This window comes from Dellaglioa sp. CoH-57-MRSF-22 (genome assembly GCF_056781895.1).
In genome coordinates this window covers 216206-229176 of record NZ_JBXAXT010000001.1, presented here as the reverse complement: position 1 = coordinate 229176, position 12971 = coordinate 216206, and the positions used below count along the sequence as shown (strand labels likewise).

Below are 12971 nucleotides of genomic sequence, written 5' to 3'. Positions count from 1 at the left end.
GGCGATAGCAATGGCAAAGTTGAGTAAAGAACAACGCAAAGCAATGGCTCAAAAAGCAATGGACGAACGTGCTAAACATCCACAAGCTGAAAAAAAACAATCAGGTTTTAAATTTATTGAAGATGAATCAACTAAGTTAGGTGCAGAAAAAAACTAATTATAAAAGTTCAAAGATTAATTCTAAGTATTCTTGGAATTAATCTTTTTTTAGTTAACTAAAAATATTAAATTGGGTGTAAGTCATGTACAATTTGAATGATAGATAATTTAATGAGGAGTGATAATCGATGTTAATTAAACAAGTACATATTGAAAATAAAGAAGAATTACAAGATATTCGAGTAGAAAATGGCATGTTTACTGAGATTGGGGTAAATTTACAACAAAATGCTGATGAAAAAGTCATTGATGCAACCGATAAATTGATGTTACCGCCATTTGTTGATCCACATGTTCATTTGGATTCAACGCTCACAGCAGGTGATCCGGAATGGAACGAATCTGGGACTTTATTTGATGGCATTCGGATTTGGTCTGAACGTAAAAAGACGTTAACCCATGAAGATGTTAAAGAACGTGCTGTTACAGCATTAAAAATGCAGGCAGCCCATGGTGTTCAGTTTGTTCGTTCACATGTTGATGTGACTGATCCTGATTTAGTGGCTTTGAAAGCTTTAATTGAGGTCCGCGAAGAAGTTAAACCTTGGATGGAATTACAATTAGTTGCTTTCCCACAAGAAGGTATTTTATCATTTCCAAATGGGAAGGAATTAATGACAAAAGCTGCTGAATTAGGAGTGGATGCAATTGGTGCAATTCCCCATTTTGAATTTAATAGAGAATATGCAGTTGAATCACTCCATTTCGCTTTTGAATTGGCTCAGAAATATAATTTATTATTTGATGCACATACGGATGAAATCGATGATCCTAGTTCTCGTAGCTTGGAAACCGTTGCGACATTAGCTTTAGAAACAGGGATGAAAGATAAGGTTACAGCATCACATACAACAGCGATGGGTTCATATGATGATGCTTATTTGTACAAATTAATGCGTTTATTGAAGATGTCAGAAATGAACTTTATTGCTAATCCACTTGTAAATATGTTCTTAGGTGGACGTTTTGACACATATCCAAAGCGTCGTGGGTTAACACGCGTCAAAGAATTGGATGAGAATGGGTTGAACGTTGCATTTGGTGAAGATGACATCAAAGATCCATGGTATCCAATGGGAGATGGCAACATGTTAGACGCCTTGCACATGGGATTACATGCGACTCAGATTATGGGTTATAGTCAAATTATGAATGCTTACCGATTTGTGACGACTAATGGCGCTAAATCTATGCATGTTATGGATCATTATGGAATTGAAGTTGGAAAACCAGCTAATTTCGTCATTATGGATAGTGATAATTTTTATGATGCGTTGAATACACGTGCTGCCGTTATGTTATCAGTCCATAATGGTGATGTGATTAGTGAAACCAAGCCAGCAGAAACCCAGTTATATATCTAGTAAGTAATCGTTTTGGTAGCGCCTTCTTGATTTGAATGCTAGAATCAAGGCATGACTTGAAAAGGGGTAATAAAATGAAAATGATTAATTTAGGCGATAGCGAACTTCAAGTATCATCTGTCGGTTTGGGATGCATGCGCATGCCAGAATTGTCGACTGGGCAAGCTGCAGAAATGATTCAAACATCAGTTGATCATGGCATTAATTTCTTTGATCACGCAGATATTTATGGTGCAGGAAAAGCTGAAGAAGTGTTTGCGGCAGGATTTACTGAAACTGGGTTATCACGTGAAGACATTATTCTTCAATCAAAATGTGGTATCGTTCCAGGTGTAGAGTATAATTTTACTGCTGAACACATTGAAAAAAGTGTTGACGGTATTTTAAAACGATTAAATACGGAATATATTGATAGCTTATTGTTACACAGACCTGATACGTTAATGGAACCTGAAGCTATTGCTCGTGTATTTGAAAAACTACAAAAATCTGGAAAAGTACGTCATTTTGGTGTTAGTAATTTCTATCCTGGGCAAGTTGATTTATTACAACAAGCTTTGGATATGAAACTATTAGTTAACCAACTCCAATTCGGTGTCATGCACACTGGAATGATTGATTTGGGAACAAATGTGAATATGGTTAATGATGCTGGAATTAATCGTGATGGCGGTATTTTAGAATATTCGCGTCTTAAAAAAATGACGATTCAAGCATGGTCACCATTCCAATACGGATTCTTTGAAGGTACATTCTTAGATAATCCAAAATTTGCTGAATTAAATGAAGTTTTAAACCGTTTAGCTAAAGAAAAAGAAACAACTAATACTGGAATCGCAACAGCATTTATTCTACGTCACCCAGCTAAAATGCAGGTGATTGCTGGAACAATGAACGCAAAAAGAATTGTTGAAATTGCGAATGCTTCAGAACTTGAGCTAACACATGAAGAATGGTACGAAATTTATCGTGCAGCAGGAAATAAATTACCATAAATGAAAAAATTAAAGTAACTAACTAATTACTATTTTAGTTGGTTACTTTTTATATTAAGCGTATGAAAATTTCGTAGTTAACATACTGGGTATGGTAAAATTAGAATTAATAGGTGGTGGATTTGATTTGGAAAACAAATATGAGCATGTTTATCGTGAAATTAAAGCGAAAATTGTCGCGGGTGAATATGAAGTAAACGATAAATTAATGACTGAATCACAGTTAATGTCGATTTACGAATCTAGTCGTTATGCGGTTCGTAAAGCAATTGGTGATTTAGAGAATGCAGGGTATGTCTACCGAATACAAGGTGGCGGTATCTTCGTTAATGATTGGCATACTGTAAAAAAAGTGACACAAAATAATAAAATAATTGGTGTCATGACGACACATATTGCTGATTATATTTTTCCAAATATTATCACTGGAATAGATCGTATTATTTCTGAAGAGGGATATACAATCATGCTAAGTAATACGCTTGATAATGCTGAAAAAGAACGATATAGCCTTTTAAGAATGCTTGAAATGAATTTATCTGGACTAATCGTAGAACCAACACAAAGCGCATTAATAAATAAAAATAAGGATTTATACGAAAAGATAGTGGCGCAAAAAATACCAGTCCTTTTTATTAATGCACATTATGAAAACTTGGAAATTCCATACTTAGAGTTAAATGATTTTAATGGTAGTGAGGTTGCTACAGAGCATTTGATAAATGAAGGACATGGAAAAATACTTGGTATTTTTAAAGTGGATGATAAACAAGGTCAGTTAAGAATGAATGGATTCGTGCAAGCTTATATGGAACATTCAGCTATTTCATACCAAAGTGAGATATTGATGTACCAATCTGCTGATTCAATGCAAAATATCTATAAAAAAATTGAAAAGATTCTGCATAGATCGGATCATCCAACCGCGATTGTTTGTTACAATGACCAGCTTGCCATTAAATTAATAGATATTGTTAAGTCGATGGGAATGAAAATTCCTGAAGATATCTCAATTGTTGGTTTTGATGATTATCAATTATCAAAATATATGTCACCTAAATTAACAACAATTAGACATCCAAAGGAAAAAATGGGCCGAGAAGCTGCGACGATGTTATTAAAAATGATTAATTCTAAAACAATGTCGGCGAAATCTGTCGTATATGATGCAAAGCTAATCATTCGAGAAAGCGTTAAAAATAGGAATTAAAGCATGATAAGTATTACTCAAATTTGAGTAATACTTATTTTTTTGAAATTCATTCGAACAAATAAAAATAACTATTGATTTGTTCGAATGAATGTGAGAAAATGACCTTGTTGATAAATGCAAACGTTTTCAGAAAACGGTTGCTGTAGGTTTTTCGGTTGGTCGTACCAATCGGACAATAAAATTTGGAGGTGTCATATGCAAAAAGAAAAGAAAATATCTAGTAAGTTTATTTACTTTTTTGGGTCATTCGGAGGAATTTTGTTCGGATACGATATCGGGGTTATGACGGGGGCTTTACCATTCTTGCAAAAAGATTGGGCTCTTCAAAATAGTGCCGGAACCGTTGGTTGGATTACTTCAGGAGTTATGTTCGGTGCCATCTTTGGTGGCGCGTTAGCCGGTAAGCTTTCAGATAAGCTAGGTCGACGTAAAATGATTTTGATGTCAGCTATTATTTTCGTTATTGGTTCATTACTCGCATCATTCTCACCAAATAATGGCCAAATGTATTTAATTATTGTTCGTATTTTCCTTGGACTAGCAGTTGGTGCTTCATCAGCATTAGTACCAGCATACATGTCAGAAATGTCTCCGGCTAAATTACGAGGACGACTATCAGGAATTAATCAAACAATGATTGTTTCCGGAATGTTACTTTCATATATTATGGATTTTCTATTAAAAGATTTACCTGAAGCATGGGCATGGCGCGTTATGCTTGGCTTAGCAGCAGTACCAGCTGTTGTTTTATACTTTGGGGTTTCACGTTTACCAGAATCACCTCGTTTCTTAGTTAAAACAAATAAAGTTGATGAAGCTCGCCAAGTATTAACTTGGATTCGTCCAGCTAATGAAGTTGAACAAGAATTAGCTGATATTCAAACTACTGCGGGTGAAGAAAATCATATTGAAAAAACATCAATGGTTCAATTATTCACAGGTAAATATCGTTACTTAGTTATGGCCGGTGTTGGTGTTGCTGCATTCCAACAATTCCAAGGGGCTAACGCAATCTTCTATTACATTCCTTTAATTGTTGAAAAAGCAACTGGGAATGAAGCAAGTTCAGCACTAATGTGGCCAATTATTCAAGGGATTATCCTTGTCTTAGGTTCACTCTTATTCTTAGTTATTGCAGATAAATTTAAACGTAGAACACTTTTAATTCTTGGCGGTTTAGTAATGGGACTATCATTTATCTTACCTACAATCATTAACATGGTTGTACCAAATACGAGTCCTATGATGATTGTTGTTTTCTTATGTATCTACGTTGCATTCTACTCATTTACATGGGCTCCACTTACATGGGTATTAGTTGGTGAATTATTCCCATTAGCTGTTCGTGGAAGTGCTTCAGGAATTGCATCTTCAGCTAACTGGATTGGATCATTCTTAGTAGGACTATTATTCCCTATTATGACAGCTTCAATGCCACAAGATGCTGTGTTCGCAATCTTCGGAATCATTTGTTTATTAGGTGTTCTATTCATTCGTTTCTTCGTTCCAGAAACACGTGGTCGCTCATTAGAAGAAATTGAAAAAGAAGGTACAAGAAATTAAGTAACCTATACGTTAGGAGTGTAATTGATATGGATTTAGTAAAAACATCTCAAGCAATAAAAAATGGTCAAGTTTCACTTGGAATTGAATTAGGCTCAACACGTATCAAAGCAGTTTTAGTTACGGACGATTTTAAGACAATTGCAACAGGGAGCTTCAATTGGGAAAACCAATTGGAGGATGGTCTTTGGACTTATTCTCTTGAACAAGTTTGGACGGGGATTCAAGCTAGTTATAGACAAATGGCTGCAAATGTTCAAAGCAAATACCATGAATCATTAACAAAAATAGATTCAATTGGTATCAGTGCTATGATGCATGGTTACCTTGTCTTTTCGAAATCTGATGATTTATTAGTTCCCTTTAGAACATGGAGAAATAATAATACAGAACAATCAGCTGATGAATTAACAGAGTTGTTAAACTTCAATATTCCACAACGTTGGAGTATTGCACATCTTTATCAAGCTGTTTTAAATAATGAAGCCCATGTAAATGACATTGGTCATTTAGAAACATTAGCTAGTTATGTTCATTATATGTTATCTGGTAAAAAAGTTATCGGAATTGGGGATGCCTCTGGTATTTTCCCAATTGATGAAAAAACAGGCACATACTCAGCTGATTTATTAGATAAATTCAGTGGTATTGAAAAAGTTTCTGCTTATGATTGGGATATTAAAGACATCCTACCTACTGTTTTGAGAGCTGGTGAAAATGCTGGATCATTAACAGATACAGGAGCTAAATTACTTGATGTTAGTGGCAAACTTGAAAGTGGTAGCTTGATGGCACCACCTGAAGGTGACGCAGGTACAGGGATGGTTGGGACCAACAGTGTACGTAAGAGAACAGGTAATATCTCAGTTGGAACCTCTGCTTTTTCTATGACTGTTTTAGATCAGCCTATGAAAAAAGTGTACAAAGATATTGATATTGTAACAACACCAAGTGGTGCGCCAGTTGCAATGGTTCATGTTAATAATAGTTCGTCAGATATTAATGCATGGGCTTCAATCTTTGGCGAGTTCGCAGCAAAACTAGGTGTTCATTTAACACCAGATCAGTTGTATGAACGATTATTCTTAGAATCAACTCATGCTGATGCCGATGCAGGTGGATTAATGAATTATAGTTACTTATCAGGTGAAAATATTACACATATGCCTGAAGGTCGTCCATTATTTGTTCGAACACCTAACAGTAACTTTACATTACCTAACTTCATCAAGACGCAATTATATGCGGCATTTGCACCACTTAAGATTGGAATGGATATTTTAAGTCAAGAAGAACATATCCAAACTGATGTAATGATTGCTCAAGGTGGTATTTTAAAAACAGCTGTAATCGGACAACAAGTATTAGCTAATACGTTGAATATTCCAATTACGGTTATGAATACTGCTGGTGAGGGTGGACCTTGGGGAATGGCTGTCTTAGCAATATTTGCTAAGAAAAATAATAACGGTCAAAGCTTAGAAGACTTCTTAGATCATGAAGTTTTTGTAGACCCAGAAAGTATGACGTTAAGCCCAGAACCTGAAGGTGTAGAAGGTTACAATACATTTATAGCTAGATACGAAGCTGGCTTGTCTATTGAGTCAGAGGCAATAAAAAAAATTAAGGAAGAAAAGAGGAACTAGTATATATGTTAGAAAAGCTAAAACAAGAAGTGTACGATGCTAACATGCTGTTACCTAAGTACAACTTAATTACCTTTACATGGGGTAACGTGAGTGGAATCGATCGTGAAAAAGGGTTATTCGTCATCAAACCATCTGGTGTTGATTACGATGATTTAAAACCTGAAGATATGGTTGTTGTTGATTTAGACGGTAAGAAAATTGAGGGTGATATGAATCCCTCAAGCGATACAGAAACGCATCGCATTCTATACAATAACTTCCCTAATATTAAAGGTGTCGTTCATACTCACTCACCTTGGGCTGTTTCATTCGCACAAGCAGGCTTGGATATTCCAGCAGCCGGTACAACACATGCAGATACCTTTTATGGCTCAGTTCCAGCAAGCCGTATCATGAATGAAGCTGAAGTTGTCACAGAATATGAAAAACAAACAGGTGACGTGATTGTCGAAACGTTCAAAAAACGTGGACTCGATCCTGATCAAATTCCAGCTGTTTTGGTTAATGATCATGGTCCATTTACATGGGGTACATCTGCTTTAGATGCTGTGCATAATGCTGTTGTCTTAGAAGAAGTTGCAAAGATGACTTATCATACATTGCAATTGAATCCACATGCAATTGACATGCCACAATACTTATTGGATAAGCATTTCCTAAGAAAACATGGTAAAAATGCATATTATGGTCAAATTAAACACTAAAACACGTTTTTAAAAATAATAAACTATTAGGAGGAATTATATTATGTTAAAAGTTAGTGAAAAAGAATTTTGGTTCGTTGTCGGTAGTCAAGGTTTATACGGTCAAGATGTTTTAGACGTTGTTCAAGGTGATGCAGAAAAAATTATTGATAATTTAAATGCTAGTGGTTCACTACCATACAAAATTGTCTTTAAAGAAGTTGCAACAACTGCTGAAGTTATTACTAACATCATGAAAGAAGCTAACTTTGAAGACAAAGTTGCTGGTGTGATTACTTGGATGCATACTTTCTCACCTGCTAAAAACTGGATTCGTGGAACAAAATTATTACAAAAACCATTGCTACATTTAGCAACACAATTTGGTGAAAATATTCCTTGGTCAACAATTGATATGGATTACATGAACACAAACCAAAGTGCTCATGGAGACCGTGAATACGGCTTTATCAATGCTCGTCTTCAAAAACATAATAAAGTTGTTGTTGGTTACTGGAAAGATGAAGCAGTTCAATCACAAATTGCTGACTGGATGGATGTTGCTGTTGCTTACGGTGAAAGTTTCAACATTAAAGTTGCTCGTTTTGGCGATAACATGCGTAATGTTGCCGTTACAGATGGTGATAAAGTTGAAGCACAAATCAAATTTGGTTGGACTGTAGATTACTTTGGTATTGGTGATTTAGTTGCTGAAATGAAAGAAGTAACTGACGCTGAAATTAATGCAACATATAAAGAATGTGAAAGTATGTACGATATGGTTGTTGGCGACAACGATCCTGCCTTCTACGAAGACCATGTTAAAGAACAAATTAGAATTGAAATTGCTTTACGTAAATTTATGGAACGTGGTGGCTACAATGCATTCACATCTAACTTCGAAGATCTTTGGGGCATGAAACAATTACCAGGTATGGCTGTTCAACGTTTAAACGCTGAAGGTTATGGTTTCGCTGGTGAAGGTGACTGGAAGACTGCTGCAATCGACCGTTTGATGAAGGTTCTTGCACATAATAAAGCTACTGGATTTATGGAAGATTACACGTATGATTTACGTGCGGGTCATGAAGTAACTCTTGGTTCACATATGTTAGAAGTTGATCCTACATTAGCTTCAACAAAACCACGCGTGGAAGTACATCCATTAGGTATTGGTGACCGCGAAGATCCAGCTCGTTTGATCTTTGATGGTTCAAATGGTAAAGGTGTCGTTGTTTCAATGTCTGACTTTGGTACTGAATACAAATTATTAATTAACTCTGTTGAAGGTCAAAAACCAGAAGTTGAAGCTCCTAACTTGCCAGTAGCTCGTCAATTATGGATTCCAGAACCAAGTTTTAAAGAAGGCGTTCATTCATGGATTGAAAATGGTGGTGGTCATCATACTGTTCTTTCAATGAACGTGAAGGAACAACAAGTTGTTGATCTTGCTAAGATGTTTGATCTTGAATATGTTGAAATTAAAAAATAATTAATATTTTAAAGGATATCGCTGTTAAAGCGATATCCTTTTTTTGTGTAAGAAGAGTAATCAAATATGATTTATATCAAATAAAATCGGTGCTTACGAAAATAAAGATTCGTAAGCACCGATTTAGATTTCTAATGATAATAATTGAGAATTTTATCTGCATCTGAAAAAATAATCTCAGACTTTCGTGTTATAGATTTCCATCCACAATTTGTTCTAAAGTTGTTTTTGAAGGGATAAAGAATAAATTACCGGTTTCAGCGGTACTGAAATCTAATAATCGATCACTTTTACTTTCGAACATATTAATGAGCATTCGATTAGTTACTGCAAAATGACGTGCGTAACCAATGAAGTATGTCCCTGTAATGTCTTTCCCAGGTTCTGAGAAGGGAACGTTCATACGGACAATTTTATGCTCAATGCCATCTTTCATATCTTGTGAAGCAACGTTATGAGAATTTGGTAATTTTTCTTCGTCAGTTAATTCTAAATCAGAATCTTTCTTCCGACCAATTGCTTTTTCTTGGTCTTCAGTCTTTAAGGCATTCCAAGCGGCCATATTATGGATATACTTTTGAGCAAAAGCATAAGAACCGTTTGTAAAATCAGGATCTTCGCCCCCAATAACGGCGTAATCGAGTGCTTCATTAACATCTGGGTTTTCAGTACCATCAATGAAACCAATAACGGCGCGGCCTTCAAAATAACGGAAGCCGTGTGTTTCATCTTCTACAGTTGTGACATCCTTAATGAAAAGCATAAATTGCGCCATAACTTCATAGACAACAGCACTTTCACCAGCGCGAACATGAAAGAATAAATCGCCAGGAGTTGAAATGGCAGTGTATTTAGGCCCAACAATTTCTTTAAAATGGGTAAGTTCAACAGGTTTGATAGCATCAGGGAAAAGATAATCCCAAGCATCAGAGCCAAAACCAAAGGCAACTTTTAAGTTAGCTTTTGGATAACGAACGTTCATACTACGGATGATGGCCGGAATACGGTCAGATAGCTCTTGAACTGCTTCTAATTCAACTTTTTGATCTTTGTGATTTAAGTTTAGAATGGTGAAATTAACAGCTTCACCTAAATCTTTATAAACATCTTGTGTTAACTTTTCGTTTACTGACATAATAAATGCTCCTTAGACTTTTAATTTCCTTTAACGATTATAACCATTTTACCTGCATTATGTGGTGAATTTAATTGTTTATGGGTTTCAATAATATCGGTTAAATTAAAGTGATATTTTTTTGCTATTTTAATTTCTAATTCATCTTGCATCATTAAATCTGTTAAGAAAGTTAGCGTGTCACTATCTTTTAACTCTTTAACATTCTCAACAAGGTAGTAATCTGCGAGTGGCTTTGATGCTTGAACAGAGTCGGTTGGAACGCTAACTAACGATACCATTCTGCCGTTTGTCTTCAATGCTTTGACGCCTACCTCACTGCCAAGACCGCCAGGAGTTGCATCAACAACAATGTCAGCCATATCTTTAAAAGTTTCGGCGGGATTTTCTTTATCGTAGGCGCTATAATGATCTGCACCTAGTCGACGAACATAGGGTTCGTTGGTGCTTGAACCACTAGCGAGAACAGTTAATTCCATCAATTTAGCAAGTTGCACTAAAATCGATCCGACACTTCCAGAAGCGCCTTCAATAAAGATGGTTTCACCAGCCCTTGCTTTTGCAAAAAAGTTCAAAATATTGTATGCCGCTATACCAGGTGTTGGTAGCCCAGCAGCTTCAGCAATCGTCATATTATCAGGTCGCTTAGCAATATGTGATGTAAAGACGACAAGTTCTTCTGCGTAGCCACCGAAAGCCTTATGAACAACAACAGCATCACCGATATTAAAATGAGTAACTTCATCGCCAATTTCAGTAATAATACCCGTTACGTCACCTCCAGGTACAATTGGAAATGGTAAAGGCATAACGTCTTTCATATAACCGGCACGTAAAATTGCATCAAATGGGTTAATGCCAATCGCTTCGATTGAAACCCTAACCTGTTTTGATTTAAGCGCTACTTCTGGATTAACTTTTAATTCCTCAAATACGGTTGCGTCACCATATTGGTTAAAGCCAAATGCTTTCATAAGTATAACCTCCCTAGATTAAAATCATATTGGTACTAGTCCCAATATACCATAATTTTAAGAAAAGGTTTACAAAACGAGGGAGAATAACAAATTTTGTAACAATGTATTTTGCGCAATCTAATTGACAACGTATTTTTGAAGATGTATAATATCCATATTGGTAAATGATAGCGTTTTCATAAATAATTAAAAAGAAAGAATGTGAGTTATTTGGAAAAATATATTTTATCTATTGATGAAGGAACGACAAGTACAAGAGCAATTATATTTAATCACAAAGGTCAGAAAGTTTCTGATGCACAACGCGAATTTCCACAATATTTTCCTCAACCTGGCTGGGTTGAGCACAATGCAAATGAGATATGGAACGCAGTATTATCGACAATCGCAAATACATTTATCGATTCCGGGATTAAACCTAAGCAAATAGCAGGAGTTGGGATTACCAACCAACGTGAAACAACTGTTATCTGGGATAAGAAAACGGGATTACCCATCTACAACGCAATTGTTTGGCAATCACGTCAAACGGCAGAAATTGCGGAACAATTAAAACAAGATGGCTATGATGAATTAATTCATGAAAAGACAGGATTACTGATAGATGCCTACTTCTCAGCAACTAAAATTCGTTGGATTTTAGATCATGTTGATGGCGCCCAAGAAAGAGCCGAAAAAGGCGAATTACTTTTTGGAACTATTGATACTTGGTTAACATGGAAATTATCAGGTGACGAAACACATGTAACTGATTATTCTAATGCTAGTCGGACAATGTTATTTAACATTCATGATTTGAAGTGGGATGAAGAAATTCTAAAAATTATGAATATTCCAGCAGTTATGTTACCAGAAGTTAAATCAAATTCTGAAGTTTACGGACATACGAAAGATTATCATTTTTATGGTAGTGAAGTGCCAATTTCAGGAATGGCTGGAGATCAACAAGCTGCTTTGTTTGGTCAAATGGCATTTGAACCAGGAATGGTTAAGAATACTTATGGAACAGGTTCATTTATTGTCATGAATACAGGGACAGAACCTAAATTATCTAAAAATAATTTATTAACGACAATTGGTTATGGGATTAATGGTAAAGTTTATTACGCTTTGGAAGGTAGTATCTTCGTTGCTGGTTCAGCAATTCAATGGTTAAGAGACGGGATGCGCTTGGTGGAACATGCACCAGACACAGAACAAGCAGCTAAAGAATCGACGAATGATAATGAAGTTTATGTTGTACCTGCCTTTACAGGATTGGGAGCACCTTATTGGGATCCTGATGCACGAGGTTCAGTCTTTGGAATTACTCGTGGAACAACACGTGAAGATTTCATTAAAGCAACGTTACAATCATTGGCTTACCAAACTAGAGATGTTGTGAAAACAATGGAACTAGATACGGGAATTAAAATTCCGTTACTAAAAGTTGATGGTGGTGCAGCTAAGAATGATTATCTGATGAATTTCCAAGCAGATATTTTAAATACACCTATCGAACGTGCTCATGACCTTGAGACAACTGCTTTAGGAGCAGCCTTCTTAGCTGGATTAGCCGTTGGTTATTGGAAAGACCTAGAAGAACTCAAAGCTGAGTATACTGAAGGGGATATTTTTAAACCAACAATGCCTGTGGAAGAAAGCGAAGATCTATACGCAGGTTGGCAACAAGCGGTTGAAGCAACTCGAGTATTTAAACATAAACCAATGAAGAAAAACAATAAATAAGGGGGATACAACT

11 protein-coding genes are annotated in these 12971 nt (G+C 35.9%); 9 read left to right on the top strand and 2 right to left on the bottom strand.

All coding sequences use genetic code 11. The annotated features are described in order from the left end of the window. Window positions 1-10 precede the first annotated feature (10 nt). From AC1RPR_RS01030 to araA, 8 genes are all read left to right on the top strand, one after another. A complete protein-coding gene (locus tag AC1RPR_RS01030; protein ID WP_409021777.1) occupies window positions 11-157 on the top strand; it encodes a hypothetical protein in 147 nt (48 codons plus the stop codon). 130 nt (window positions 158-287) lie between these two features. Beyond that, entirely contained in the window at window positions 288-1523 is a 1236-nt protein-coding gene (gene codA / locus AC1RPR_RS01025) for a cytosine deaminase (RefSeq protein ID WP_481761012.1), read from the top strand. A gap of 74 nt (window positions 1524-1597) precedes the next feature. Further along, a complete protein-coding gene (locus AC1RPR_RS01020) occupies window positions 1598-2518 on the top strand; it encodes an aldo/keto reductase (RefSeq protein WP_481761011.1) in 921 nt (306 codons plus the stop codon). A 91-nt stretch (window positions 2519-2609) separates the two neighbouring features. Then, the gene (locus AC1RPR_RS01015) at window positions 2610-3728 is read left to right on the top strand and encodes a GntR family transcriptional regulator (RefSeq protein WP_481761010.1); all 1119 of its coding nucleotides are present in this window, start codon (window positions 2610-2612) and stop codon (window positions 3726-3728) included. Window positions 3729-3926: 198 nt separating this feature from the next. After that, entirely contained in the window at window positions 3927-5294 is a 1368-nt protein-coding gene (locus AC1RPR_RS01010; RefSeq protein WP_481761009.1) for a sugar porter family MFS transporter, read from the top strand. Between the two features lie 29 nt (window positions 5295-5323). After that, entirely contained in the window at window positions 5324-6940 is a 1617-nt protein-coding gene (locus AC1RPR_RS01005; RefSeq protein ID WP_481761008.1) for a xylulokinase, read from the top strand. A gap of 5 nt (window positions 6941-6945) precedes the next feature. Beyond that, window positions 6946-7647 (top strand): L-ribulose-5-phosphate 4-epimerase, encoded by a 702-nt coding sequence (locus AC1RPR_RS01000; RefSeq protein WP_409021771.1) that lies wholly within the window; start codon window positions 6946-6948, stop codon window positions 7645-7647. A gap of 43 nt (window positions 7648-7690) precedes the next feature. Beyond that, on the top strand, window positions 7691-9118 hold the full coding sequence (gene araA / locus AC1RPR_RS00995; protein WP_481761007.1) for an L-arabinose isomerase: 1428 nt from the start codon (window positions 7691-7693) through the stop codon (window positions 9116-9118). 190 nt (window positions 9119-9308) lie between these two features. On the opposite strand, the gene AC1RPR_RS00990 is transcribed toward araA, so the two are convergent. Together AC1RPR_RS00990 and AC1RPR_RS00985 are read right to left on the bottom strand one after the other, a co-directional pair. Further along, window positions 9309-10253, bottom strand: coding sequence for a Dyp-type peroxidase (locus AC1RPR_RS00990; RefSeq protein ID WP_481761006.1), 945 nt, complete (start codon window positions 10251-10253; stop codon window positions 9309-9311). Window positions 10254-10273: 20 nt separating this feature from the next. After that, a complete protein-coding gene (locus AC1RPR_RS00985; protein WP_481761005.1) occupies window positions 10274-11227 on the bottom strand; it encodes an NADP-dependent oxidoreductase in 954 nt (317 codons plus the stop codon). 213 nt (window positions 11228-11440) lie between these two features. Between AC1RPR_RS00985 and glpK the strand changes: the two genes are divergently transcribed. Beyond that, window positions 11441-12958: a glycerol kinase GlpK gene (gene glpK, locus AC1RPR_RS00980; protein WP_481761004.1), complete on the top strand. Its 1518-nt coding sequence runs from the start codon at window positions 11441-11443 to the stop codon at window positions 12956-12958. The last annotated feature ends 13 nt before the right edge of the window (window positions 12959-12971 follow it).